Genomic DNA, 25,162 nt, shown 5'->3' on the forward strand with positions numbered 1-25,162 from the left:
CTAGCTTAAATCAAGGCCAATATTGGACATACCAGCTTCAAGAGCGAGCGCTCGCATCTCATCGGCGGCTTTTGCTGAGGATTTTGCTTGCTCAATATAATCTAGCATTTCGTTTTGCACTTCTACTTCAAACGCCATTAACGGGTGCTCCTTCACTGAGTCGTCATCGGCCTCCCCTGTGGCAAGTAAGTATGCCTCAACACTACCTTGAGATAGTTTGCTAATCACTACCGCACCTTGCGGGTCGTCACCTGCAACAAGGTTTAATAACGAGGCAAGCCCAATGGCTGCATCAATGGCAGGATAAACACCGTAATTGTCGAACTCTTCCGTGTCTGGTGTAGCAAGCTCTACCTTTTCAAGCTGAACGGCAATATTGAATTTGCTTTTCGGTGACTTAAGCGTTTCCCAAACCAAGTTAAGGCAATTTCTTAGCGCGGCGGCATCGCCAGAATCGGTTACCTCGCAAAATAGCGCATAGTTTGGTAGCATTCGCTCTAGTAGCGCTGCAGCAAAAGCAATGGCTTTAAAGCCTTCTAATGCTCTCACCCGACCAAATGTATTTAATTTTTGCTTTGCCATTTAAAGTGCTCCAGCGGCATGAATAAAGTATTTAGTAACACCATCAAGTAACATCTGAATGGCAATCATAACCAAGATCATACCCATTAATCGCTCCATGGCAACTAAACCACGCTCTCCCAATATTTTATGAAATACGTTCGAAAACATCAGAATAACAGCACTAATAGACCAAGACGCTGCTAGCGCAATAGACCAGTCGACCATGCGATCTGGCGACTGATTTGCTAACAGAATTAGCGCAGCAAGGGTTGAGGGCCCAGCTATCATGGGAATGGCAAGAGGAACGAGAAACGGTTCTTCGCCCACCGCAAGACCACTTGGGTTTCCCGAAGAAGGAAAAATCATTTTCAATGCAATGAGAAACAGAATAATACCACCAGCAATGCTCACGGTTTCTTGTTCCACATTTAAGAAATTGAGAACGGACTGACCACTAAATAAAAACAAGAATAAGATACCCAGAGCGAATAGAAGCTCGCGGATCAAAATAAACTGTCTTCGTTTAGGCTCTATAGACTTCAACACCGACATAAACACAGGCAAATTGCCCAAGGGATCCATGATCAGAAAAAGCATTACAGCAGCAGACCATGTATCCATGCCAGTTATCTCCGGTAGTTAAAGAAGCTAAAAAGGCTCTAAAGATGCTGAGATTGCGCCAAGCCTTGGTTAAACGTTGCAATGGTAAACTAACTGCGCGCGCTTAAAAATAGCTTATGTGATTTAACTGCAAAATTAGCCTCCCCGCAGTTGTTTATGAAAATTATCTCTCCTTACATCGTATTACATACAAGTTATTGCGAAAGGCCTGTCAATAAACAGATAAATGCTGAAACAAGTTTAGATAAAAAATTAGGCATTTATTTCTAGTCTGACTATGCTAGATAAACCATGGCTAAAAATTTAGCTAGCAGCGAAAATACACAATAAAAACAGCATACGGAATAGAAACAATGAGCTTGATGACAGTGAACGAAGTTGCCGCTTTTCTCGGCGTTCAAGATGTAAGAGTGGAACGTTTGGAAAGAGAGAGCCTTCTGATATCAAAAGAAAAGGACACCGATGGTAAACCGCTTTTTGACAGTGCCGATGTTGAACGTTACAAAACTCTTGCAGAGCGATTAGGCGGCATCTGATACATTCAAGCTTTTTCAAATGAAAAGGGAACGTAGTTGTCACGTTCCCTTACTGCTTTGTCTTTAACTTGGTAAACCTATGCTCTACGCACTGTAGTTGTGTAAAAGCCGTGCAATTGAGCGTATTCCTTTCGCAGTAGCACCTACTGGCATTTCAGCAGTGGCACCGCCGTGGTATGCCGCGGCCAAATCTAAGTGTATCCACCCCTCTGGCTTCACAAAGCGAGACAAAAATCCTGCGGCATTAGACGCCCCACCACCACCGCCGCCTTTCATCGGGCGACTGTTGGCCGTATCGGCAAATGCTGACGGACAGCGATCGGCGTGGAATGGTTCTAGTGGTAAGCGCCAGAAGCGCTCATTTTCTGCATTAGCAGCATCCATCATTTGCTGTGTGGCAGAGTCGTCCATTGAAAAAACTGCGTGATAATCTGAGCCTAAAGCTACCATAGCCGCCCCTGTCAGTGTTGCAGCATCGATAATCAGTGGTGCTCCGGTGTCTGTCGCTGCCATAAGACCATCGGCTAACACAAGGCGTCCTTCTGCATCGGTGTTAACCACTTCAACAGTCACGCCATTTTTATAAGTAAGCACATCCCCCAACTTGTATGCGTGACCGCTAATTAAGTTCTCTGCGCAGCACAGAATAAGCTGAACTCGCTTTTCTATTCCTTGGGTTATTGCTAGGCCTAAAGCCCCTGTAACCGTGGCAGCACCGCCCATATCACATTTCATATCAAGCATGCCTTCACTTGATTTTATGCTGTAGCCGCCGCTGTCAAAGGTAATACCTTTACCAACAAGAACAGCATCGACTGCGGCGTCGCTGTTACCTGTTGGGTTATAGTCAAGCACTAACATTGCAGGAGGTCGTTCGCTTCCGCGGCCGACGTTGTAAATGCCTACCCAGCCTTGCTCTTTGAGTTCCTCTCCCACTGTCATGGTGTAGCTTACGTTTTCTTTACCCAATGATTTAAGCCAGTCGGCTGCGCGCTGGGCCAGTGTTTCCGGGCTCAAATCTTCAGGCGTATCGTTTACCAATTGTCTGGTGAACAATAGTGCCGCATATTCTTGCTCTAACGCCGCTTTATCGTCGTTGTTTGCCCAAGAGATACTGGCTGGGTTTCTGGCTCGTGTGAAACTTAGCGCAAATGCCCACTGCTGCTCTTTGCTCCATTCGCCTGTTAGCGCAACATGAGGTAAACCCAAGCCATCTAATTTTCTTGCCGCTTGTTGGATGGTGCGCTCGTTAACGCCATCGTCGGGAAGGTGAATAACTGCCCCCGACTCTACGAAAGAGAGTTTTGCATTGTCTCCCCATGCGGCTTTCGCTGAGGTTTTAGAAAGACTAACGGTAAATTCTGCCATTATGTTTTAATCCTTATATACTGTTGTTCGCTTTCATTATGCTGGGCAATCGGCTTTTTCGTTAGTAATCTTACCAGCCGGTATTGCTTACAACACTTTTGTTCTCTCAATGTAAGGAGAATCATGAATTTTTCACAACCGCTTATACGCGGTACGCTGATAAAACGGTACAAACGTTTTCTTGCAGACGTCGAGCTTGCGGACGGCCAGCTTGTCACCGCCCACTGCCCTAACACTGGGGGAATGACAGGATGCGCTGAGCCAGGTTATACCGTTTTTCTAAGTGAGTCTGATAACCCGAAACGTAAATTAAAATATACTTGGGAAGTGGCGAAAACATTCGACGACCACTTTATCGGAATTAATACCCACAATGCTAATAAGTTGGTGGCAGAAGCTCTGAATAACAAGGTGATTGAGGAATTTTCTGACTTATCAGGCTGGAAAGCAGAAGTAACACCCCCTACAGCAAATAGTCGATTTGATTTTGCGATAACTCGAAACGACACTACCGGAAACAGCGAAGTGGAATATGTAGAGGTCAAATCTGTCACTCTGGCCGATGGCCCACGAGGATATTTTCCTGATGCTGTAACCCAGAGAGGCGCCAAGCATTGTTTGGAACTGGCACGCTTAGCCGATGAGGGAATTAGCACCTCGTTGCTGTTTTGTGTACAGCATACCGCCATAGAGTCTGTCAGTATTGCCAAGCATATTGATCCGCACTACGCTGAAAGCGTAAAGATAGCCGCTCGTGCAGGTGTAAAAATACTGGCGATGGGCTGCGTGATTAATGAACAAAAAATCGAGATAAATCAATCACTCCCTATTATTTTATAAAAAATAGGTTGATTTTTTTCATTTCGGCTTCATATTTGCGCCTTGTTTTGGTGGGAGAACGCACTAATGCGTTTGCTGGTAGCCAAGCTGGCTAATCGTAAAAAGAGATACCAGCATAATAATTACATAGACACAATTGATTGCCTGAGGTTGTCGAGTCTGATATAGATATCGGTCAATTGGGACAAATTGGATGTCGTAGTGTAGGAGATGTGGCACATGCCAACAGGAAAAGAAACAAAATCCCTAGGACTATTAGCGCTGGCGGGGCTACAGCCTTATCAGCCTAAAGCAGACGAAGAGTACATGGGCGACCCCCAAATGGAACACTTTCGTCTTTTGCTAAGAGCGTGGCGTAACCAACTTCGCGAAGAGGTTGACCGCACCGTAACGCACATGAAAGATGAGGCAGCGAACTTCCCTGATCCCGTCGACCGTGCAGCACAAGAAGAAGAGTTCAGTTTGGAACTACGCACGCGAGACCGCGAGCGCAAGCTAATAAAGAAAATTGAAAAAACGCTTAAGCGTATTGAAGAAGACGATTTTGGTTTCTGCGACCAATGCGGTATCGAAATTGGTATTCGTCGTCTTGAAGCTCGCCCTACAGCCGACTTATGTATCGACTGTAAGACAATGGCTGAAATTAAAGAAAAGCAGCTTCAAGGCTGATTTTTATCACCTTGAATCTATCGATGTTTATGTCGATTTGCTTGTCAATTAAAAAGCCTCGCCACGGTATGGTGGGGCTTTTTAGTATTCCACGTGTATGCACACGCCATAAGCCCTGTTGTCGCTTACCTTCTTGCGCTTCTTTATTTATAATCCCGAAGCATGCTTAACCCGCAATCGATGTCGCCTACCGATGCAAAATACACAGGTCGCTTTGCTCCCTCCCCATCGGGTCAGCTTCATTTTGGCTCATTAGTCACCGCACTAGCAAGCTACCTGGATGCTAAGCATCACTGCGGAGAATGGCTGGTAAGAATGGAGGATATCGACGAACCTAGATGCATAGCTGGAACCGACCGCGAAATATTAATGAGTTTAGAAGCCCACGGATTGAAATGGGACGGTGCAGTACTGTATCAGAGCCAGCAGCACGAACGTTATCAGCAGGTTCTCAACTCACTATTAGATGACCAGCGAGCTTATTATTGCAGCTGCACGCGGAAAATGATTACGGCAATGGGCGGTATTTATAACGGGCAATGTCGCGACAAAAATCTTGTTCCCGTCGAGCACGAACTCGCAGTGCGCTTAAAGCTTGATGGTCAGCTTTTACCTTCCACCGATGTAATTATGGAGGACATTGCGCTCTCGCCTCGTCCTTCAGAAGATGTGGTGATAAAACGCAGAGACCAGCTTTTCTCTTATAATTTAGTGGTTATACTCGATGACGCTTATCAAGGGGTGACGCATATTATTAGAGGCTGCGACTTAATAGAGGTTACCCCTCTTCATTTAAGTATTTATGAGGCGTTAGGATTTACTGCACCTCAGTATGGACATGTTCCCGTAGCAGCAGTCGCGCCAGGAAGAAAATTAAGCAAGCAGAATCACGCTAACCCTATTAATAACGCCAGAGCGTTAGAAAATATTGCAGCGGCACTTCAATTTTTAGGGTTCTGCGATGTTAAAACACGAGACTTCGATTCGGTAGACGCACTTTTGTCTTACGCTATTTCGATATGGGATAGGAAAAAAGTAGTGAAAACGCCCGAAATTATTGTTCCTCAGCATGAATCCACTTATTATAGCCATCCTTAATATTTTGCGGAGATATCGCCATCATTCATCGTGTTTTCAAATCTGTTAAGCGTGCATTCTCAAAAGATGCCTCGTCTGACAACACATTAAAACCTCGAATTATGACTCGGGGTGAGCATGGAATCTCTCGTGAAGATATTAGTGCAAATGCGTTAAAGGTCATGTACCGCCTTAACGGAGCAGGCTTCGAATCGTATTTAGTCGGAGGTTGCGTACGCGATATATTGATGGGCTACGAGCCTAAAGACTTCGATGTGGTGACCAATGCCACCCCAGAACAGATTAAAGGCCTATTTAGAAACTGCCGTCTTATTGGCCGTCGATTTCGCCTTGCTCATATTGTTTTTGGTAGAGAAATCATCGAAGTTGCTACATTCCGGGGGCATCATCAAGAAACCGATGAGAGTGATGAAACGCCGAAAAATAAAGCAACGGGCTCTCAAGATGCACACGGCCAGCTGGTAAGAGACAATGTGTTTGGCTCTATTGAAGAAGACGCTGAACGCCGAGATTTCACCTTCAACGCCATGTATTACAGCGTGGCAGACTTTACGGTAAAAGACTTTGCAAATGGCCTTGCCGCCATTGAGAAACGCGAAGTTGCCCTTATGGGCGATCCAGAAACCCGATATCGAGAAGATCCTGTACGCATGCTTCGCGCTGTGCGGTTCGCTGTTAAGCTATCTATGCGTATCGAGCCATCTACCGCGCAGCCCATTAAGAAGCTAGCGAGCTTGCTGCAAAACATTCCACCCGCGCGCCTATTTGAGGAAAGCCTCAAGCTGTTCTTATCTGGCAAGGGTGAAGAGACCTTTTTGATGATGCGAGAGTTTGGTTTAATTGACCAACTGTTCCCTCAGCTCGCGCCGTTCCTAAAAGACGAAAACAGCAAGGAAATGCAGTTTGTGCGTCGTGTACTTGCCAACACAGATGAGCGGATTAACAACGAGCAGCGGGTTACCCCAGCCTTTTTATATGGGGCCTTATTGTGGTATCCAGTTGAAGAGCATTCACAGCGATTACAGTTAGAATCGGGGCTTAACGCTCATGATGCGTTTAATATCGCCTCTGGGGAAGTTATTTCAAAGCAAACTCAGCGCATTATGATCCCGAAGCGTTTCTCAACGGTGGTAAGAGATATTTGGATTTTGCAGCAGCGTTTACCCAAGCGTTTTGGCCGCAGAGCATTTCAGTTGCTTACTCACCCTAAGTTTAGAGCAGGCTACGACTTCTTACTCGCTAGAGGACAAACAGAAGGCGGCGAACTATTAGAGCTTGCCCAATGGTGGACTCATTTTCAACATGCTGAAAATGGAAAACAAAAGAGCATGTTAAACGCTCTTAAACGCTCAGAAGGCTCAGGCGGAGCCCCTCGCAAAAAGCGCAAGCGCCGCCCTGCTAAGAGAGACACTGATGCATAAAGAGCATGTTTATATTGGTATAGGAAGTAACCTTGGAGATAGCGAAAGCCAGGCAAATAATGCCTTTGAAGCTATTGGCAACCTTGAAGATACCCGCGTTCTAAAGAGGTCCTCACTGTATGCAAGTAAGCCCATGGGACCTCAGGACCAGCCAGACTACATCAATGCTGTATGTTTGATAGAAACAACGTTAAAGCCCCACAGCCTCTTAAAGCAGTTACAGCGTATTGAACTGGAATGTGGAAGAGAGCGAAAGGGTGATAGATGGGGTCCTCGTACATTAGATTTAGATATCTTGCTGTACGGAAGTCAACAGATTGATACCGCAGATTTAATTATTCCTCACTATGGCATGGCCGAGCGAGAGTTCGTCATGGTGCCCTTATTTGAAATAGCCCCGACCATGGTGATGAAAGATGGAAAGCCAATTGCTAACTGGGTTGCTAACTGCTCTCTCGATGGCTTACGCCGCTTGCGTACTTCCAATTAACGGCAAAATCCGTATAGTTCGCCACACGATATAAATATCTGGACCATGTCATGAAGAAAGTTACTGTTTCTGGCCTGCTTAAGAAAAAGCAGGCGGGTGAAAAGATTACCTCTTTAACTGCGTACGACGCCAGCTTTGCGAAAATGTTTGATGAACAAGGCATAGATGCTTTGCTAATTGGCGACTCGTTGGGCATGGTTTTACAAGGTGAAGACGACACCTTACCCGTTACTATACAAGACATTGCTTACCATACTAAAAGCGTAAGAAAAGGCACACAGCGGGCTTTTGTTATCGCTGACATGCCGTTTATGTCTTATGCCACAGCTGAACAAACTTACCAAAACGCTGCGGTTCTCATGGCTGCGGGTGCTAGCATGGTTAAAATGGAAGGCGGTAGCTGGCTGTGTGACACTATCTCAGGGCTAAATTTAAGAGGCGTCCCCGTATGCGGACATTTAGGCCTCACCCCTCAGTCTGTTCATGTATTTGGTGGCTTTAAGGTGCAAGGTAGAGATAGTGAACAGGCGCGAAAGCTGCTCGAAGAAGCCAAGGCACTAGAGAAAGCCGGTATTCAGCTTTTGGTGCTAGAGTGCGTTCCCTCTGCTTTAGGAAAAATGATTAGTGAAGCATTGAGCATTCCAGTGATTGGTATTGGTGCGGGCAAAGACACCGACGGTCAAATTTTGGTGATGCACGATATGTTTGGTATCAGCGCCAATTATATGCCGAAGTTCTCCAAGAACTACTTGGTTGAAACCGGCGACATGCGCAAAGCCGTTGCACAATATATTGATGAAGTAAAATGTGGCGAATTCCCTTCGCCCCAGCACAGCTTTGACTAGGGCGTATAGCCCCTTACTGAGAAGCAAAATAAATAAAAAACAAAGCTGAACGAGAGGATTCTATGCAAATAGTGAGTGATATTTCATCATTGCGTCAATTGGTGGCAAGCTATAGACGCGACGGCAGCTCTATTGGCTTTGTTCCTACTATGGGCAACCTTCACGATGGTCATCTAAAACTGGTCAAGCGGGCAAAAGCACACAACGATATTGTTATTGTAAGCATCTTTGTTAACCCTATGCAATTTGGCGCTAACGAAGACCTTGATGCCTACCCTCGAACGATAGAAGCCGACCAAGCCAAGCTAATTGAAAACGGTGTGGACGCTCTGTTTTTACCGAGTGTCAGCGATATGTACCCTTCAGGCCTTCAGGCGCAAACCTTTGTAGAAGTGCCCGGCATTTCCGATGTATTGTGCGGCGCCAGTCGACCAGGTCACTTCCGTGGCGTAGCCACAGTGGTGAGCAAGCTTTTTAATATGGTCCAGCCTGACGATGCGTTTTTTGGTGAAAAAGACTTCCAGCAGCTGCAGGTTATTCGCACCATGGTGCGAGATTTATCTATGGCCGTAAATGTACATGGTGTGCCAACTGAGAGAGAGTCTTCAGGCCTTGCGATGAGCTCTCGTAATGGATATCTCAGTGAAAAAGAAAAAGACACCGCACGCTCGCTTTATAAAGAAATGCAGCAGGCAAAAGCCTTGATTGAAGAGGGACAGTTATCGTTTGCTGATATCGAGAAATCTATGGTGGAAAACCTTGAAACCCGCGGGTTTAAAAACGACTATGTCCGCATTGTAAACGCCACCACCTTACAGCCAGCAACTTCAGCCGATAAACATATCGCCATTGTAGCCGCCCTATTCATGGGCTCCACGCGTTTGATAGATAACTTGCACGTTGAACGATAGGTAGCGTTATTTCTCAGCGTTATTTCCTAACCTTGCTACCTAACAGTTTTGAATTTTCCGGCTTTTACTCTAGCTGTGCATTTACGCAATACTCTGCATGTCGTTGCTGTTTACAAAGTCTATAAGCGAGCGCCATGCTTTCGTTTTCTTCGCAATGATATGCTGCTCGGCTAGGATCGCCGCAAGGTCGTTGTGGCTTGTGAGTGGGTTCGCCAGCACAACTCTGAATACGGTTATACATTGCGACGGATAATCTGGCGCTTCTAGCCGCGTTCGAGAAACAAACGACTTACCCGCCTCTCGCTGTTGTTTTTGTACCGCAACCACCAAAGCATCAATTTTCTCATTAATAGCTTTTTGCATGCTAGGCGATGCAGTTTTTAAAATTTGTTGAATTTCAGCGGGGCAAACGCGATAGGTGAGCAAAGAAAGCGTAGGGGTGGTGGTTAATTCAAAGTCTTGCGCCTTATTGATCATGGCCGAAAAGTCGTGCGCTTTGTCGATACTGCTGTCAATGAGCAACTCGTAGCCCTTGCGACCAAAGATATGCAGCGCCGAGTAAACCATCATAGCCATACCGTTACGCGACCCCTCAAGGGTAGTTGCACCGAGATCTTTCGAGCCTTCACGCAATATATATTGCGCGTGGTGCCTTACGGTGTTGGCATTTTCGGGGTCTTTAAATAGCGCCATACCTGCGCCCATAGGCACATACATTTGTTTGTGTGCATCTATAGTTACCGAGTCTGCGCGCTCAATACCCTTGAGACGATCGCGATAGCGAGAAGAGAACAAAGTTGCTCCTCCCCATGCAGCATCGACATGGAACCAACAGCCCAATTCTTTTGCTACATCGGCAAGTTCGTTCAGCGGGTCGACATGGCCAGTCTCAGTAGTACCGCCCACGCCTACGATAGCGAGCAGCTTATTGCCCTCTTCCTGATAGCGCTTGCCGGCACGCAGCGCTTTTTCAGGGTCTAAGGTTTGATTCGGCGCAGGTAATGTGAGTAACTGTTCGCGCCCAATGCCCAGCACATCAACGGCTTTGGACAAAGAATAATGGCCGCGCTTACTACACATAATGCCCACATTATTGATGTTGTGAAAACGGTATGCAGCTGCTAACCCAGCCCTAGCTACGCCGGCAAAACCTTTCTGTGGCCCTAATAACTTATTCCTCGCCACCCATAACGCTGTAATGTTGGCGATGGTGCCACCAGAACAGAACGCACCTAACGAATGTGCCGCGCTGTGAAGATGCTCGTCATAGAAGCTCTCAGGTTGGTCGTACACCAAATTGTGCATCATGCCTATTACCTGGCGCTCAAGAGGCGTAAAGGCTTTTGATGTTTCTATTTTTACTAGGTTTTGGTTCAACCCCACCATAAGTTTAGAAAGTGGCAGGTGAAAATAGGGCAAAGCAGATGTCATGTGCCCAATGAAGGTAGGGGAATAAGTATTTACAGAATGAGCCACCAGCTTATCAAGTAAGCTTTCAGCATGGGTTGATACGAATTCCGGTGATTCTGGCACCTTGGAATTTGAGAAGTCTTTTTCAACTTCTTCCAACGACGTTTTTTTCGTCACAACGTGTTGAGACAGAAAATCTAGAATATTGTCTGATAAATGCTGCTCAATCTGAGCTAGCTTTGAGTCTTTGTGTTCAGGCTTGGTAAAGACCCTAAACAGGTGCTCTAAACTTACTTGCGCTTCACCCACTAAACACACCCTCTCTCAACAAACATATATAAGGTTAATTCGCTGGGAACCCATTTCATCTTCAACAAAACTGACTCTCAACGAACATAGTAGGCGGTGTTATGCCAGACCAACCCCACTCTAATCTTCTTTTAAGGTAGTTCTGCACTACTTTTTTCGCAGGCTACTTTAAGTTTTTTCGCAGGCTACTTTAAGGCAGCAAATACGCTTTAACTAAACCCATTGGTTACCCGCCCTGAAAGTTTTCATTTCACTTTCATGCCGCGGTCACATGACTTTTAGGGGAACGCACTTTACATCAGATTACAATTTTCGCCAAGTGGTTACCAGCAGCATTTAATTGTACTTTTGGCGATGCCGCACGCTGCTACTGGCAAAAGCACGGCACATGTCAGATTTACTGCTATATTTTAATTATGAATAAATACGTAAAAACGGGGTAACTTGTTTATGCCAATACGTGAAATATCAGAAGATTTTTCGATTGACGACATCGTTCCGTATTTTCAGCCTATTGTCGACCTGAACAGTCAAGGCGTGTGGCGTTACGAGTGTTTGGCCCGATTAATTACTCACAACGACAAAACATTTTTGCCCAGCGAATTTTTATATTTAATAGAGCGAGAGCAGCACGTTAAAACACTGGCGGCGAGCATGTTCTTGCAAAGCGCGAGTTACTTTCACGATCTCAACATTCCGTGGAACATTAATATCTCTGCTCAAGATCTCCATAATGAATCCCTCATTCACTCTCTTATTGCTGAACTTGCAGATTATCCCAACCCAAGACGAGCAAGTATCGAAGTAAGCGCATCGACTGCTTTGGACAATCCGAAGCAACTGAGAGCCTTTATTGACAAAGGTATGCATAGCGGCCTAGGGGTGTTTATTGATAATGTTGGCTCCTGCCCTGGCAATATTAAAGCGCTGATGAACCTTCCTGTGAGAGGGATTAAAATTGCTGGCGGGCTAATTAAGCACTATCAACAGCAAGACGCAGTAAGGGAATACGTCGACCATCTGCTTATGCTGTGTGAACATCAAGGCATTGCGGTGATTGCTGAGCATATTGAAAACGAGGAACTGCTTAACGACGTAAAGCGTTTACCCATTAAATATGCTCAAGGTTATGTATTTAGCCCGCCAGTTGCACACGTGGCCAATGCGTACCAGCATTGAGCAGTTAACCCTTCGCGCTTAAGATGGCGAACAATGAAAAAATGGAGCTTAACTCTCTTCGCTTCGACAATTAAGCTTCCAGCAAGTTTGTCCACTGCCAGTGTATTTACGCTCAAAAGGTGTCATTGCATGACTGCTTTTTATTTCCGCGAGATCTGAAAGGCAGCCATAGTGGGCAGCCGCTTGAGCAAATTCCATCAAGTAAATAAGCCAGTTACTGCGCACTTCAATATTGGTGGTTATTGCCATGAAATCCACCATGGCTGCACTGCCGTGCCAGCGCTTTTGTATTTGCGTTTTTTTGGGGTATGGATTGGGATACAGTAAGTAGTGCTTTACCACCTGCCAATTAGAACTTCGAACTAAGCGCCAAAAATCGATAACATCTGCACGGATTACGCGGTAGTTTTCTTGCTCAACGGAATAATGGCTGTGCTTCTCCACCCGCTGCGCTGACTTATCAATACCAATTACCCGGGCTTCTGGGTTAGCTTTTGCAATATTGGCTGTGCTTTCACCTACTCCGCAGCAAGAGTCAAGAATAATGGGTCCAGCGAAACCGTCAAGCCACTCACAAACCTCGCTAAAAGCGTGCTTAGTGTGCTCTCCAATAGGTCTCTTATTAGTCGATGCCTGATATTTCACAACAAGCTCGTCTAACTTGTCGTGAATGCCTACTTGATTTGTCGTGATAGACCGTGAGTTACCGTCTGACATTAACTGCGAATTCCTTTCCCCGTTTTAAGTAAGTAATAAGCAATGCTAAATAACAGCACATTAAAGCCCACCAGCAAACCCAGCGCCAGCGTAATATTCACATCTGAAACACCCAAGAAGCCATACCGGAAGCCATTCACCATGTATACAACCGGGTTAGCCTTACTCACTATTTGCCAAAACTCTGGCAACAAAGAAAGGGAATAAAATACACCGCCCAAGTAAGTTAACGGGGTAAGCACGAAAGTGGGCACCACACTTATATCATCAAAGGTTTTCGCAAACACGGCGTTGATAAGGCCAGCTGTCGCAAAGAGTGTCGAGGTAAGTAATACGGTAAGAGCAATAATGCCCAAGCTGTAAATTTGAACGTCAACGAAGAACAGCGACACCATGGTTACCATAATACCAATGAGGATAGCGCGAGCCACTCCGCCGCCAACATAACCGAGTATGATTACCGAGGTAGGAACCGGCGATACCAGCAACTCTTCAATATTGCGCTGAAATTTAGCGCTAAAAAAGGACGACGACACGTTTGAGTAAGAACTCGTAATAACCGACATCATTATTAGCCCAGGAACAATAAATTCCATGTAGCTAAATCCGCCCATTTGGCCGATGCGATTTCCAATAAGGCTGCCGAAAATAACAAAGTAGAGGCTCATGGTAATTGCTGGCGGTACGAGTGTTTGAACCCAAATTCTTAAAAAGCGGGTACATTCTTTAATCCAGATGGTAGTTAATGCTACGTAATTCTGTTTTACCCAGCTGATTTTTTTCTCTTCATTCATATGTGTAGTTTCATCACTCATTACTTCACTCCGCCTGCTTCGCTGACTCTACCAAACGAACAAACAATTCCTCTAAACGGTTGGATTTATTACGCATACTCATGACTTGAATACCCTGCTCGCTTAACTGAGCAAACACAGGGTTGAGCCCTTCGGCTTTCTCTACGTCTACCTCTAAGGTATGACTATCTATCCAGCGATAGTCGACGCTATGCAGATTAAGGGCGTCCATGTTGCTCTGCTCTTGCAGCTTCACATCAAGTACAAAGGTTTCAACATTGAGTTTAGACAGCAGTGACTTCATGCTGGTGTTCTCAACAATAGTGCCTTTATTGATGATGGCAATGTTGCGGCACAGCATCTCAGCTTCTTCAAGATAGTGCGTGGTGAGAATTATGGTAATTCCCTGACGGTTTATCTCTTCTAAAAATACCCACATTGCGCGACGAATTTCTATATCTACGCCGGCGGTTGGTTCGTCGAGAATCAACAATTTGGGTTCGTGCATTAACGCTCTTGCTATCATCAGTCTGCGCTTCATACCGCCAGAGAGTTCTCTTGCGCGAGCGTCTCTCTTTTCCCACAAATCTAGCTGCGAAAGGTATTTTTCAGCCCGCTCTTTTGCAATACCCCGCGGTACACCGTAGTAGCCTGCTTGGTTGAGCACAATTTGGAGCACGGTTTCAAATTGATTGAAGTTGAACTCTTGTGGCACCAGGCCTATGCACGCCTTCGCTTGCTCTTTTTGAGTGGTAAGGTCATAACCAAATACCGACACAGAGCCTTCCGTTTGATTAACTAGCGAGCTGATAATACCAATGGTGGTGGATTTACCCGCCCCATTAGGCCCTAGTAGCGCAAAAAAGTCGCCTTCTTGTACACTGAGATCTACCCCTTTAAGTGCTTTTACGCCACCTTTATAGGTTTTTGTTAATCCTTTTATGTCCAACGCTTTCATGAAATACCCATGTTGTGAGTGTTACAGCTAATCTGCAAAGGTGAGATTGAGTTACATGCGGTTAGTGCATTTTGCTTGTTTGCATAAATCTGCACTTTTACTTGTTTTGATTCTTATATTTGTTTTTGTGTCATTTACATATTTTGACATTGGCCTCTAGTGTACCGCAATCCACGGTAAAACTTTAACCTGTGCGCGACTTAGCTTTGTTTTTTTACGTTTATTTACTGAAAACCTCACCTGACTGAACAGAGGTAAAACATATAAGCTATTAGCTATATAAATGATAACTATTCGCATTAATATTTACATATAATCTTTCCTTCCCTATAATCCGCCCTCCTCACACACACAGGGATGCAAAATGAAACACACAACAACACTCATGATGGGTGCGCAAACAATTGCTGCCGCTTTAACCTTTGGCTCTACTGCTACACTTGCTCAGGTTGAAACCCCAGTACGAGATTCGAAAGGTACCCAACAAAGCACAAACCAATGCGAGAGTACCAATAATAAGGATTGCAAAACGACCGACGATAAAGCCATTGAGCTTATTCGTATTCACGGTGTTCAACAGTCTATTTATCGTTACGCCAAATCTGGCGATCCTCGACGTCTTGCTGACCTTGTAGATACTCCGCAAACTATTAGTGTGCTTACTCAAGACCAAATTCAGGAAAGTGGTAAAACTGACCTGAAAGATATTCTCTCAGCTCAGGCTGGCGTAACGCTAAGGCGTGTTGATCTTTCGTGATTAGTTTTTGAACAGCATGGTAAAGAGTTATAATTTGCTTCGCCAAAAGTAAAAGAACAACTCACTACCATGCCAAGACTAATGCTAACTGATAAGCGGTGGCAAAAGCTACTTCAAGTAATGAAGAGCACTGGCCGCATTTACAACAAACCAGAACATAGAATGACGTTTGAAGGGATATTATTCCGGCTGAGAACCGGTATTCCTTGGCGTGATTTACCGGCAGAATTTGGCAGATGGAGCGCCGTTTATCGCCGATTCAATTTATGGTCAAAGAAAGGTTTATTGAATATGTTATTCAATGAGTTAGCTAAACTAGCTGATTACGATTGGGTCTTTGCTGACGGTTCAATTATTAAAGCTCATCAGCATAGTACCGGAGCTGCTACTACTGATAATGAATGCATTGGAAAGAGCCGAGGTGGTAACTCAACAAAAATTCATCTAGCCGTGGATAGTGGCGGGCTCCCCATATATTTTGAACTGTCAGAAGGCCAGAGAAATGATATCGCTCGCGCTCAAAGTCTAGTTGATCACTTAAGAGAAGTTAACATTTTCGTCGGCGACAAAGGGTACGATAGTGATACTTTGAGGAAATATATTGAAGCTAAAGGTGGTGCTTCAGTCATACCCAAACGAAACTATGGTCAGGATATAGATAAAGACAGCGTTGATTGGTGTCTCTATAAATATCGTCACCTTGTTGAAAACGCCTTTGCTCGAATAAAGCATTATCGTTCAATATCAACGAGGTATGAAAAATTAGCAAGGAATTATGCCAGCATGGTATCACTGGCATTTTCAATGATGTGGCTACCCATGTACTGCTGAGTGAAATATGTACAGCAAAGATCAACAGACCCTAAGGCGTGTTGATCTTTCGTGATTAGTTTTTGAACAGCATGGTAAAGAGTTATAATTTGCTTCGCCAAAAGTAAAAGAACAACTCACTACAATGCCAAGACTAATGCTAACTGATAAGCGGTGGCAAAAGCTACTTCAAGTAATGAAGAGCACTGGCCGCATTTACAACAAACCAGAACATAGAATGACGTTTGAAGGGATATTATTCCGGCTGAGAACCGGTATTCCTTGGCGTGATTTACCGGCAGAATTTGGCAGATGGAGCGCCGTTTATCGCCGATTCAATTTATGGTCAAAGAAAGGTTTATTGAATATGTTATTCAATGAGTTAGCTAAACTAGCTGATTACGATTGGGTCTTTGCTGACGGTTCAATTATTAAAGCTCATCAGCATAGTACCGGAGCTGCTACTACTGATAATGAATGCATTGGAAAGAGCCGAGGTGGTAACTCAACAAAAATTCATCTAGCCGTGGATAGTGGCGGGCTCCCCATATATTTTGAACTGTCAGAAGGCCAGAGAAATGATATCGCTCGCGCTCAAAGTCTAGTTGATCACTTAAGAGAAGTTAACATTTTCGTCGGCGACAAAGGGTACGATAGTGATACTTTGAGGAAATATATTGAAGCTAAAGGTGGTGCTTCAGTCATACCCAAACGAAACTATGGTCAGGATATAGATAAAGACAGCGTTGATTGGTGTCTCTATAAATATCGTCACCTTGTTGAAAACGCCTTTGCTCGAATAAAGCATTATCGTTCAATATCAACGAGGTATGAAAAATTAGCAAGGAATTATGCCAGCATGGTATCACTGGCATTTTCAATGATGTGGCTACCCATGTACTGCTGAGTGAAATATGTACAGCAAAGATCAACAGACCCTAGGTACTGGCGAAAATGGTAACGCCTTTGGCGATCGTTATATTATTCGGGGTCATGAAGCGCGAAGCGATGTATTTGTTGATGGACTGCGCGATCCCGGCATGACAACTCGCGAAAGCTTTGCCACTGAGCGTGTTGAAATAACAAAGGGTCCAAGCTCGACCTTTGCAGGCCGCGGTTCATCTGGCGGTGCGGTTAACTCAATTACTAAAAAAGCGTCTACCAGCTATAATTTTGGCCGTGTCGATGCAGCTATTGGTACCGATGAGCATGTTCGCTTAACCACCGATTTAAACAAAACACTGACTGAAGATAGCGCCATTCGACTAAACGCCCTAACCTCTTCAGAAGATATGCCGGGTCGCGAGGGCATTGAACGCAACAGAGACGGCGTACAGCTTTCTTATGTTAATCAGCCTACCGATAGCTTGTCGTTTACCGGTGATGTTTACTATTTAAACGCTGAAGATAAGCCTGACTTAGGCAGCTATTTCGATAGAGATGCGGGAGAGCCACTTACAGATATTCCGGTGTATGCACAAGACGAAGACTTCATGAATTCTGAAGTAAAAACATTCACTCTGCGCACCGAATACGATATCAGCGATAACGTTCGTTTTTACAACGCCACCCGCTTTGGTAAAACAAAGAATGAATACATTACTACAGGATTAAGTGGCGCTACTCGTGCTGATACAGACCCAACTGCGCCAGGCGAATCCACACTCACCTTAAGTAATCACCAGGGTTGGCAAGATGTTGATTATGTCACCACGCAATTCAACTTATTTTGGGACACCTCATTGGCTGGCACAGAACACCGTTTTGTACTCGGTTTTGAGTATACTGATGAATCAGTAGACAATGGTGTTTTTGACGTTGACTATGCTAACGACACTAATTGCTTAACTGATGGACGACGCGGTGTGTCTAACAGCTTTTGTATTACCGATGCCAATGGCAACTTAGCCGATGACATTAATAGTATAATGGGTAAGGAAATCACGCGTGGCGAAGCGGATGCTCTTTTTGATATTGAAACCTATTCCCTTTACGCCATGGATACCTTTGAGCTAACCGATGCGCTTAACGTTTTCTTCGGCGTTCGCTTAGATAGTTACGACTATACAAACCAGACGTCTACCGAGATATTTGAGTTTTCAGACGAGCTTTATAATGGCCACTTTGGGCTGGTATATGAAGTTTCAGAAAATGGTAATGTTTATGCCTCTTACAGTACTGCAACTAATATAAACGGCGGTGAGTCAGATTTAGGTGCAAACTGTGGCTACGGTGGGCTTTGCGGAACACCAGAACAAGCTGCACAAGCAGATCCAGAGCAAGTTGAGAATATTGAGCTGGGGATAAAATGGTTGTTGTTTGACGAGAAGCTAAGTGCAAACGCGGCTGTTTTCCGCATTACTAAAACCGATGTACACGAAAGCGTTGGCGATGCTTATTCAACACTGGGATCATTAAATACTGGTGAGAATAGAGTTGAAGGGGTAGAGTTTGGGCTCAGTGGCGATATTACTGATAAGCTAAGCATACAAGCTTCAGCAGCAATAATGGACTCAGAAGTTCTCGCTTCATTTGATGCAGACAATGTAGGTCTTGCGTTAAGCAACTTTGCAGATAAAAGTGCTTACGTTCAAATGCGTTACCAGCCCAATGAGAAGTTTGCATTTGGCGGTGATTACAGCTATCAGTCTGAAATGTACGGCGGTCAACCAGATACAGCCGCAAGCTTTAACGCTGATGCAGGCGAATATTCTATCCGTGTGCCGAGCTATCAAGTTATCAACTTGTTTGCGAACTACTATTATTCAGAATCAACCACCTTTCGGTTGAATGTCGGCAATGCGCTTGACGAGGAATATTGGACAGCAGCTTATCGCTCTGGATCATTTATGTATCTTGGTGATGGCCGCAATGTTGCCGCTACCGTCAACTATCAATTTTAATTAAACAAGGAACGTGTCGAGCTATGATCGTTATTGATAACCTACTCACTTCTGATGAAGTAAAACAGTTTCGCTCAGCTTTAGCGTCAATTCCATTTAACGATGGAAAAGAGACGGCTATGGGCATGGCAGCAGGGGTTAAAAATAACGGTCAGGCCGACGCACAACATGAGCGTACGCAGCATCTAGCTAACTTGTTACTTGCTAAGTTAGGAAACCATTCTAAAGTGGTTTCTGCAGCATTACCTCAACGAATATTCCCTCCCTGCTTTAATCGTTACAGTGAGTCACAGAATTACGGGTATCACGTTGATGCCGCCATCATGCGTATTCCTAATACACCTGATGTGCTGCGAAGCGATATGTCTATGACAATATTTTTAAGTGATGCAGATACCTACGATGGAGGAGAGTTGGTTATCCAAACCGGGTTTGGAGAACAACATATAAAATGCGATGCAGGGAGCGCTGTTTTGTATCCATCTTCTAGCCTGCACAAGGTTACCCCTGTTACCAAAGGCGAGCGTGTTGCCGCGATCACTTGGATACAAAGTATGATAAGCGACCCACAAATTCGCCAAACGCTTTTTGAATTAGACCAAGCAATACAATCTCTCATTGCCACCGAGAGTGCCAATAGGGAGCAGCTTGATCAGCTTCACCATGTTTATCATAATTTAATTAGACAGTTTGCAGCCGTATAGACATACGGCCTGACACCTAGCGCTTACTATTCTGCTTTTCAAGGGAGGCATCTGGCACATTTTTAATCATCATATTTTCTTTTCGGCGCGTCATCATTTTCGCCAAACGTCGCATACTCACTGTGGTGTCTTTCTCATCAACAATGTCAACGCCGAGCAGTCGCTCTAAGAGATCTTCAAGCGTTATGACTCCCTCTAGACCACCATATTCGTCAACGACCAACAGCATGTGAACATGTTTATCTATAAAATGCTCAAACGTCACCGAGAGCGGCATAATATTCAAAATAGTAACGAGGTTTTTGGCATACTCTGAGAGTGGTTTATCTGTATTACCGCGGGCTTGCGCAACTAACAAATCTGAACGCATTACATAACCGGTAATGTTTTCAGAATCGTTATCTTCATACACAGGAATACGCGAGAATTCGATATTAGAGTGCTTATGAAAAAAAGCTTCTACTGTCATTGATTCAGACACCGAGAAAAGTGCAGTTCTATGAGTGATAGCGTCTTTAACACGAAGCTCGTGTAAGCTTAATAAGCTTTGTAGAAATGAAGCTTCATGATTAGCAAGCTGCCCTTCCTGGCCTGAAAGTTCGGCCATTGCATGCAGTTCACTGCGACTTAATCCTCTTAACGGGCTGTCTTCTTTGAAGCCTCGTGTAAGCAACTCCGACATTTTCACAAACGGCATCAACGCAATTGCCAGATATTTTAAAAAGTAGGCCGTTGCTGGAGCGAGGGCACGCCAATAGGTAGCACCCACAGTTTTTGGAATGATTTCGGAGAACACAAGAATAAGCAGGGTTAACACAGCAGAAATGACACCTAGATAGGCTTCGCCAAAGACAGATGCGGCTTGAGCACCAGCACCAGCAGCGCCCATAGTGTGAGCGATAGTGTTCAGCGTAAGAATAGCCGATAAAGGCGTATTGATATTATCAGTTTGCTTGCGAAGTAATTTTCCGCTAGGCCGTTCCTCTTTCTCTAATACTGAGATATAGGCCGACGAGACACTTAAAATAACCGCTTCTGCAATTGAACACAGAAACGAAAAGCCAAGTGCAATAAACACGTACACAACAAGTAAAAACATGTATGGTTTCCATAGGGATTAGAGAATACTGCGATTTATTATTCTTATCTCGCAGTTTTATATTATGAGGGACACAGTGCGCGTTACAAGCGCACTTATAGATTATTTGTAACTAATGACAGCATGATGATGGGGTAGTGTGAGCATGTCGATATTGCAACACTTTGTTTATTCCAATACGAATCATTAACGCAGCGAGCACAATTGCACTGATTGCGTAGGCAGCCTGAACACCATTTCCATGCTCATGCAGCGCACTTTGCGTTTGAATGAGGCTTTGTAAAGACATTGCTGAAACAAGATAGTTGAGGAGATAACCAAAGCCTACACTGGCGCTAACAACACTGAACAGGTACAGGCAAAGAGTACGCAAACCCATTTCTTGCTTTATCATACCCATAGTGGATACATTGGTTGCTGGCCCTGCCATTAAAAACACTAAAATAGCGCCAGGCGATAACCCAGCAGCCAAAAAGCCTACTGCCAGCGGTGTTGATGCTGTAGCACAGATATACATTGGAATGCCGATAAACGCCATAACAAGCATGGCAACGAAGCCGTCACCCCACTGTGTTAAAAAGTCGGTGGGCACCCACGTTTTAATTGCTGCGGCAAGCGCTAAACCAATCAATAACCACACCACTATATCTTCAAGTAATTTGCCACTGGCGTAGCCTGCCACACGGGCTATTCTTGAATTTGTAAAACCTGAATTTTGAGACGATGAATTATCGGCGCCACTGGCCCCCTCAGAAATACTATCGGAGCTAATATCCGAACTAACATCTGAACTACTGCAGCAAGAAGAAGTTTTAACTGGCTTAGACTCACTGCCGCAACATGATATAGAAACGCTAGATGGCTTAGTGTCACAACAGGCATCAGCAACTGTGTGAGAATGAGAGGTGCTGCTTGCCGCGTGTTACATCGTTTGTATCAAATAGCTTAACCATTAAACCCGCATAGATAGCACTAATTACAGCAGCAATAGGTCGAATGATGGCGAACAGTGGTCCTAGCAGAGCGTAAGATACCGATACACTGTCAACACCTGTTTCTGGCGTTGATACTAAAAAAGAGATAGTGGATGGCTTTGAAGCGCCGCTACGTCTTAACCCTAGTGCAGCTGGAATAACACCGCAGGAACACAATGGTAATGGCGCGCCAATAACGGCAGCCTTACTAATTGAACTTAAAGAATTACTACCCATGTGACGTTCAAGAAAAGACACCGGAACCAACTCATGCATTACGCCGGCCACGACTAACCCTAGCAATAACCATGGAGCTGGCTCTATAAATAATGCTAAAAAGTTTTCGGCGAGTAGAATAATGTCTGACATGCTTCCTCTGGGTAACTGATTACTTGTGAATTGACATAGATGGCTTGTCGCTAATAGCTTTAGGCATTTACCTTATACACACACCCAGTCAATTCTTATTTGATAATACTACCAGAAACCAAGGCATTCAGAAAACGTGCAACGCCAAATAGCACATAAAGTAGCCGAACTGCAGCATTTGTAAGAAACTTTAAGAAACGTAGATAGCAAAAAGGCCTTAACAAGCCTGCGTTATGTGCAGCACCTGTAGGCCTTTTGCAATTACCTTATGCTCTGTCTTTGTTTAATTTAGAAACCACAGAGAACGCTTCAAGCATAACTAGCACCGATACTATTAGCACAACAGCATCGAGGAAAACCAATAGGTAGTTCTCAGCCAGATAGTATTCTTTCAGTTTTATTAGGCCGGCAAAGAACGCCATAACTAATACAAATACCATTGGAATGAGCGTGTACTTTGCAGGCCTACCGAGTTTGATAAGCATGACCGAAATCACCAATAAAGTAAGGCTAGCCAGTATTTGATTAGTAGACCCAAACAGCGGCCAAATGATCATACCGCCACTACCGGATGCACCACCTGCACCAAAAGCAAGAAGCAAGCAGCAGCCAACGGCAAGCAAGGTGGCAACCAAACCATTTTTAAGCGCATCGATTGAGTATATATCACCCCATTCTTGGATAATATAGCGCTGAAGACGTACGCCAGAATCCATAGTTGTGCCCGCAAATAACACCACCATGACAGCTAAAATGGTTGAGGAGAAGTCGACAGGCAGCCCCCATCCTTGTTGTATTAAATTAGCTCCCCCAGTTATGAATGCACCTACGCTACCAGCGCCCAGATGGCTGTAAACCTCATGCCACTCTTCAGGTGACGCAGCAAAGGCCACGCCGCTTACCGCCACAATAGTAATAAGTGCAAGGGAGCCTTCACCGATTGCGCCTAAGTAGCCAACAAAACGAGCATCAGTTTCTTTGTCGAGTTGTTTAGAGCTAGTACCTGAGGCCACTATGCCATGGAAACCTGATACCGCGCCGCAGGCAATAGTAACAAACAGAAGTGGAATAATGCTGGGGGTATCTACCGCAGTTTGCATGTTGAAGGCCGGCGCTGTGATATCTGGCATGGCGAAGAACACTGCGCCGTAGAGCAAAAATAAGCCCACTAACAATTGCATACCATTAATAAAATCTCGCGGCTGAAGCAACATCCAAACTGGTAGCAAAGAAGCTATAGCAGCATAAACAAATAAGATGATGATCCAATTGGCCTTATCGGCTAGACCAAACATTGTCTCTGGAAGACTAATTGGAATATAGCTGCCTGCATAGACAGACGCATAAAGCACTACAATGCCTACCAAACACAAAGGAATTAGAGAGAAGTTTCGTTTTAACAGTTGGCCAATAATCAATGCCACCGCAATAGCCATCCATGCGGGGAACACCGCGGTAGGTTGAGATACAAAAGAATTGGCTATCACTACCCCGAATACCGCATTTACCATTAACAGAACAAGGAAAATGACTATCATAAAGAGCGCTCGGGAGCGCTTGCCAATAACGCTTTCTGACAATGCGCCCATTGATTTGCCCTTATGTCGGGCACTCGCCCATAATGCGCCCATGTCGTGCACACCAGCGAATAAAATAGTACCAAATACCACCCAAAGTACAGCGGGCACCCAACCCCAATAGACTGCGATAGCAGGCCCTACAATGGGAGCTGCCCCAGCAACTGACGTAAAGTGATGCCCCCAAAGCACGACTTTATTAGTCGGCACGAAGTCTTTGCCATCCTGCTCCGTGTGGGCTGGGGTAACAAAATTATCATCCAATTTAAAAATGCGGTTTGCGATAAATTTTGAATACACAAACCAGCCAAAAAGCATGCCGATAATTCCAAGTATTACGATAGCAATAGACTGCATATAGTTATTCCACTGTCTTTATTAAGTAAGCTGCGAAAGCCTGATTCTAATTGTCTGCAAAAACTAACCTGCACAATTACAACATTTATTCTGCATAAAGCGGGGCAATATTAGACCAAAGTCTAACCATAGTTAAGTCTATTTCTACACGTCATACCAATAAAAAATTAACATTTACAAAACAACTTGGGTGATAAATCACTCAATACCCCGCTTTACACGCAATTGACAGTTTTCTTCTTTAAATGATATCGATTCTCGTTTATAAATGCGGTCATCTTTAACTATCACAATTATCGAAAGTACAATGGCATCACCCAAATTACATATGGCATTTCGCAAGTACCATCGCTGGCTTGGCTTTTTCTTATCTGGAATTATGGCAATTTATGCATTGAGCGGCGTCTTATTAATATTTCGTCCCACAGATTTCCTTAAATATGACCAAGTGCAAATAAGGCAGCTCGATACTAACCTTTCAGCCAACAGTATTACTTCGGCTATTAAAATTCGCGGGCTGAAAGTTGTAAGTGAAGATAGCGACAGCATTACGCTCAATATGGGTGAGTATGATAAGACAACAGGAACGGCTACGTTAACCCGCAAGGATTACCCTGTTGTATTAGCCAAAATGGTAAAACTTCATAAGGCGACGAATAACAGTCCGCTCTTTTACCTAAACATTGCGTTTGGTGTGAGCCTACTGTTTTTTGTTATTTCTGCATTTCTTATGTTTATGCCCAAGTTACCTATGTACAAAAATGGTCTTAAGATTGCGGGGATAGGCGCTGCGGTGGCTGTGTTAACCGTTATGTTCGGATCTTAGCTGTTGGAGTTAGCCGTCAGACTAACAGCATAACTTACAGTTTGTGAAGGGCGCTT

24 protein-coding genes and 1 pseudogene are annotated in these 25,162 nt (G+C 44.6%); 15 read left to right on the forward strand and 10 right to left on the reverse strand.

The window, feature by feature from the left end:
• Both CW735_RS17590 and CW735_RS17595 read right to left on the reverse strand, forming a co-directional pair.
• A complete protein-coding gene (locus tag CW735_RS17590) occupies positions 1-582 on the reverse strand; it encodes a YjaG family protein (protein ID WP_071980789.1) in 582 nt (193 codons plus the stop codon).
• Positions 583-1,185: a YhgN family NAAT transporter gene (locus tag CW735_RS17595; RefSeq protein WP_071980790.1), complete on the reverse strand. Its 603-nt coding sequence runs from the start codon at positions 1,183-1,185 to the stop codon at positions 583-585.
• A gap of 353 nt (positions 1,186-1,538) precedes the next feature.
• Between CW735_RS17595 and CW735_RS17600 the strand changes: the two genes are divergently transcribed.
• Complete coding sequence (locus tag CW735_RS17600) at positions 1,539-1,721, forward strand: helix-turn-helix domain-containing protein (RefSeq protein WP_071980791.1); 183 nt, start codon at positions 1,539-1,541, stop codon at positions 1,719-1,721.
• An 84-nt stretch (positions 1,722-1,805) separates the two neighbouring features.
• On the opposite strand, the gene pepB is transcribed toward CW735_RS17600, so the two are convergent.
• A complete protein-coding gene (pepB, locus tag CW735_RS17605; protein WP_071980792.1) occupies positions 1,806-3,089 on the reverse strand; it encodes an aminopeptidase PepB in 1,284 nt (427 codons plus the stop codon).
• A gap of 123 nt (positions 3,090-3,212) precedes the next feature.
• On the opposite strand from pepB, the gene sfsA reads away from it, so the two are divergent.
• From sfsA to panC, 7 genes are all read left to right on the forward strand, one after another.
• Positions 3,213-3,929 carry a DNA/RNA nuclease SfsA gene (gene sfsA, locus CW735_RS17610; RefSeq protein ID WP_071980793.1) on the forward strand — a complete coding sequence of 239 codons (717 nt, stop codon included), beginning with the start codon at positions 3,213-3,215 and terminating at the stop codon, positions 3,927-3,929.
• A gap of 219 nt (positions 3,930-4,148) precedes the next feature.
• Complete coding sequence (gene dksA / locus CW735_RS17615) at positions 4,149-4,598, forward strand: RNA polymerase-binding protein DksA (protein ID WP_032094966.1); 450 nt, start codon at positions 4,149-4,151, stop codon at positions 4,596-4,598.
• Between the two features lie 162 nt (positions 4,599-4,760).
• The gene (gluQRS, locus tag CW735_RS17620; RefSeq protein ID WP_232230518.1) at positions 4,761-5,696 is read left to right on the forward strand and encodes a tRNA glutamyl-Q(34) synthetase GluQRS; all 936 of its coding nucleotides are present in this window, start codon (positions 4,761-4,763) and stop codon (positions 5,694-5,696) included.
• A 101-nt stretch (positions 5,697-5,797) separates the two neighbouring features.
• The gene (pcnB, locus tag CW735_RS17625; protein ID WP_071980795.1) at positions 5,798-7,117 is read left to right on the forward strand and encodes a polynucleotide adenylyltransferase PcnB; all 1,320 of its coding nucleotides are present in this window, start codon (positions 5,798-5,800) and stop codon (positions 7,115-7,117) included.
• On the forward strand, positions 7,110-7,607 hold the full coding sequence (gene folK, locus CW735_RS17630) for a 2-amino-4-hydroxy-6-hydroxymethyldihydropteridine diphosphokinase (RefSeq protein ID WP_071980796.1): 498 nt from the start codon (positions 7,110-7,112) through the stop codon (positions 7,605-7,607). The genes pcnB and folK overlap by 8 nt, the downstream gene beginning before the upstream one ends.
• A 50-nt stretch (positions 7,608-7,657) precedes the next feature.
• Positions 7,658-8,452, forward strand: a complete 795-nt coding sequence (gene panB, locus CW735_RS17635; protein WP_100973037.1) for a 3-methyl-2-oxobutanoate hydroxymethyltransferase — start codon at positions 7,658-7,660, stop codon at positions 8,450-8,452.
• A 62-nt stretch (positions 8,453-8,514) separates the two neighbouring features.
• On the forward strand, positions 8,515-9,363 hold the full coding sequence (gene panC / locus CW735_RS17640) for a pantoate--beta-alanine ligase (protein ID WP_071980798.1): 849 nt from the start codon (positions 8,515-8,517) through the stop codon (positions 9,361-9,363).
• An 81-nt stretch (positions 9,364-9,444) separates the two neighbouring features.
• Here the strand turns inward: panC and panP are convergent, their stop codons facing one another.
• Positions 9,445-11,082, reverse strand: a complete 1,638-nt coding sequence (gene panP / locus CW735_RS17645) for a pyridoxal-dependent aspartate 1-decarboxylase PanP (protein WP_071980799.1) — start codon at positions 11,080-11,082, stop codon at positions 9,445-9,447.
• A 450-nt stretch (positions 11,083-11,532) separates the two neighbouring features.
• Between panP and CW735_RS17650 the strand changes: the two genes are divergently transcribed.
• Positions 11,533-12,261 (forward strand): EAL domain-containing protein, encoded by a 729-nt coding sequence (locus CW735_RS17650; protein ID WP_100973038.1) that lies wholly within the window; start codon positions 11,533-11,535, stop codon positions 12,259-12,261.
• Between the two features lie 48 nt (positions 12,262-12,309).
• Here the strand turns inward: CW735_RS17650 and trmB are convergent, their stop codons facing one another.
• From trmB to CW735_RS17665, 3 genes are read right to left on the reverse strand one after another with little or no spacing between them, the layout of a single operon-like run.
• Entirely contained in the window at positions 12,310-12,978 is a 669-nt protein-coding gene (gene trmB, locus CW735_RS17655) for a tRNA (guanine(46)-N(7))-methyltransferase TrmB (RefSeq protein WP_071980801.1), read from the reverse strand.
• Positions 12,978-13,793: an ABC transporter permease gene (locus CW735_RS17660; protein WP_198033575.1), complete on the reverse strand. Its 816-nt coding sequence runs from the start codon at positions 13,791-13,793 to the stop codon at positions 12,978-12,980. Before CW735_RS17660 ends, trmB begins: the two co-directional genes overlap by 1 nt.
• A 4-nt stretch (positions 13,794-13,797) precedes the next feature.
• Positions 13,798-14,730: an ABC transporter ATP-binding protein gene (locus CW735_RS17665; protein WP_100973039.1), complete on the reverse strand. Its 933-nt coding sequence runs from the start codon at positions 14,728-14,730 to the stop codon at positions 13,798-13,800.
• 364 nt (positions 14,731-15,094) lie between these two features.
• Here CW735_RS17665 and CW735_RS19655 point away from each other — a divergent pair, with 364 nt between their 5' ends.
• The 5 genes from CW735_RS19655 to CW735_RS17685 all read left to right on the forward strand — a co-directional run bounded on the left by CW735_RS19655 (position 15,095) and on the right by CW735_RS17685 (position 19,904).
• Positions 15,095-15,487, forward strand: a complete 393-nt coding sequence (locus CW735_RS19655) for a TonB-dependent receptor plug domain-containing protein (protein WP_157812722.1) — start codon at positions 15,095-15,097, stop codon at positions 15,485-15,487.
• A gap of 69 nt (positions 15,488-15,556) precedes the next feature.
• The gene (locus CW735_RS17670; protein WP_100970740.1) at positions 15,557-16,318 is read left to right on the forward strand and encodes an IS5 family transposase; all 762 of its coding nucleotides are present in this window, start codon (positions 15,557-15,559) and stop codon (positions 16,316-16,318) included.
• A 124-nt stretch (positions 16,319-16,442) separates the two neighbouring features.
• The gene (locus CW735_RS17675) at positions 16,443-17,204 is read left to right on the forward strand and encodes an IS5 family transposase (protein ID WP_100970740.1); all 762 of its coding nucleotides are present in this window, start codon (positions 16,443-16,445) and stop codon (positions 17,202-17,204) included.
• A gap of 7 nt (positions 17,205-17,211) precedes the next feature.
• Positions 17,212-19,200 carry a TonB-dependent receptor gene (locus tag CW735_RS17680; protein ID WP_232368319.1) on the forward strand — a complete coding sequence of 663 codons (1,989 nt, stop codon included), beginning with the start codon at positions 17,212-17,214 and terminating at the stop codon, positions 19,198-19,200.
• Between the two features lie 23 nt (positions 19,201-19,223).
• Positions 19,224-19,904 carry a Fe2+-dependent dioxygenase gene (locus tag CW735_RS17685; protein ID WP_100973040.1) on the forward strand — a complete coding sequence of 227 codons (681 nt, stop codon included), beginning with the start codon at positions 19,224-19,226 and terminating at the stop codon, positions 19,902-19,904.
• A gap of 16 nt (positions 19,905-19,920) precedes the next feature.
• Here the strand turns inward: CW735_RS17685 and CW735_RS17690 are convergent, their stop codons facing one another.
• The 3 genes and pseudogenes from CW735_RS17690 to CW735_RS17700 all read right to left on the reverse strand — a co-directional run bounded on the left by CW735_RS17690 (position 19,921) and on the right by CW735_RS17700 (position 24,280).
• Positions 19,921-21,003, reverse strand: a complete 1,083-nt coding sequence (locus tag CW735_RS17690; RefSeq protein ID WP_071980805.1) for a CNNM domain-containing protein — start codon at positions 21,001-21,003, stop codon at positions 19,921-19,923.
• Between the two features lie 112 nt (positions 21,004-21,115).
• Positions 21,116-22,346: pseudogene (locus CW735_RS17695) on the reverse strand (SO_0444 family Cu/Zn efflux transporter).
• 266 nt (positions 22,347-22,612) lie between these two features.
• The gene (locus tag CW735_RS17700) at positions 22,613-24,280 is read right to left on the reverse strand and encodes a carbon starvation CstA family protein (RefSeq protein WP_100973041.1); all 1,668 of its coding nucleotides are present in this window, start codon (positions 24,278-24,280) and stop codon (positions 22,613-22,615) included.
• Between the two features lie 307 nt (positions 24,281-24,587).
• On the opposite strand from CW735_RS17700, the gene CW735_RS17705 reads away from it, so the two are divergent.
• Positions 24,588-25,106, forward strand: coding sequence for a hypothetical protein (locus tag CW735_RS17705; protein WP_071980807.1), 519 nt, complete (start codon positions 24,588-24,590; stop codon positions 25,104-25,106).
• Positions 25,107-25,162: the final 56 nt, after the last annotated feature.

Source organism: Alteromonas sp. MB-3u-76, from assembly GCF_002831605.1.
Classification (GTDB): Bacteria; Pseudomonadota; Gammaproteobacteria; order Enterobacterales; family Alteromonadaceae; genus Alteromonas; species Alteromonas hispanica.

Bases quoted from the DNA above. Each gene is read 5' to 3' on its own strand.
- CW735_RS17590 (WP_071980789.1), bottom strand. From the start codon at position 582: ATGGCAAAGCAAAAATTAAATACATTTGGTCGGGTGAGAGCATTAGAA.
- CW735_RS17595 (WP_071980790.1), bottom strand. From the start codon at position 1,185: ATGGATACATGGTCTGCTGCTGTAATGCTTTTTCTGATCATGGATCCC.
- CW735_RS17600 (WP_071980791.1), top strand. From the start codon at position 1,539: ATGAGCTTGATGACAGTGAACGAAGTTGCCGCTTTTCTCGGCGTTCAA.
- pepB (WP_071980792.1), bottom strand. From the start codon at position 3,089: ATGGCAGAATTTACCGTTAGTCTTTCTAAAACCTCAGCGAAAGCCGCA.
- sfsA (WP_071980793.1), top strand. From the start codon at position 3,213: ATGAATTTTTCACAACCGCTTATACGCGGTACGCTGATAAAACGGTAC.
- dksA (WP_032094966.1), top strand. From the start codon at position 4,149: ATGCCAACAGGAAAAGAAACAAAATCCCTAGGACTATTAGCGCTGGCG.
- gluQRS (WP_232230518.1), top strand. From the start codon at position 4,761: ATGCTTAACCCGCAATCGATGTCGCCTACCGATGCAAAATACACAGGT.
- pcnB (WP_071980795.1), top strand. From the start codon at position 5,798: ATGACTCGGGGTGAGCATGGAATCTCTCGTGAAGATATTAGTGCAAAT.
- folK (WP_071980796.1), top strand. From the start codon at position 7,110: ATGCATAAAGAGCATGTTTATATTGGTATAGGAAGTAACCTTGGAGAT.
- panB (WP_100973037.1), top strand. From the start codon at position 7,658: ATGAAGAAAGTTACTGTTTCTGGCCTGCTTAAGAAAAAGCAGGCGGGT.
- panC (WP_071980798.1), top strand. From the start codon at position 8,515: ATGCAAATAGTGAGTGATATTTCATCATTGCGTCAATTGGTGGCAAGC.
- CW735_RS17650 (WP_100973038.1), top strand. From the start codon at position 11,533: ATGCCAATACGTGAAATATCAGAAGATTTTTCGATTGACGACATCGTT.
- trmB (WP_071980801.1), bottom strand. From the start codon at position 12,978: ATGTCAGACGGTAACTCACGGTCTATCACGACAAATCAAGTAGGCATT.
- CW735_RS17660 (WP_198033575.1), bottom strand. From the start codon at position 13,793: ATGAGTGATGAAACTACACATATGAATGAAGAGAAAAAAATCAGCTGG.
- CW735_RS17665 (WP_100973039.1), bottom strand. From the start codon at position 14,730: ATGAAAGCGTTGGACATAAAAGGATTAACAAAAACCTATAAAGGTGGC.
- CW735_RS19655 (WP_157812722.1), top strand. From the start codon at position 15,095: ATGAAACACACAACAACACTCATGATGGGTGCGCAAACAATTGCTGCC.
- CW735_RS17670 (WP_100970740.1), top strand. From the start codon at position 15,557: ATGCCAAGACTAATGCTAACTGATAAGCGGTGGCAAAAGCTACTTCAA.
- CW735_RS17675 (WP_100970740.1), top strand. From the start codon at position 16,443: ATGCCAAGACTAATGCTAACTGATAAGCGGTGGCAAAAGCTACTTCAA.
- CW735_RS17680 (WP_232368319.1), top strand. From the start codon at position 17,212: ATGTACAGCAAAGATCAACAGACCCTAGGTACTGGCGAAAATGGTAAC.
- CW735_RS17685 (WP_100973040.1), top strand. From the start codon at position 19,224: ATGATCGTTATTGATAACCTACTCACTTCTGATGAAGTAAAACAGTTT.
- CW735_RS17690 (WP_071980805.1), bottom strand. From the start codon at position 21,003: ATGTTTTTACTTGTTGTGTACGTGTTTATTGCACTTGGCTTTTCGTTT.
- CW735_RS17700 (WP_100973041.1), bottom strand. From the start codon at position 24,280: ATGCAGTCTATTGCTATCGTAATACTTGGAATTATCGGCATGCTTTTT.
- CW735_RS17705 (WP_071980807.1), top strand. From the start codon at position 24,588: ATGGCATCACCCAAATTACATATGGCATTTCGCAAGTACCATCGCTGG.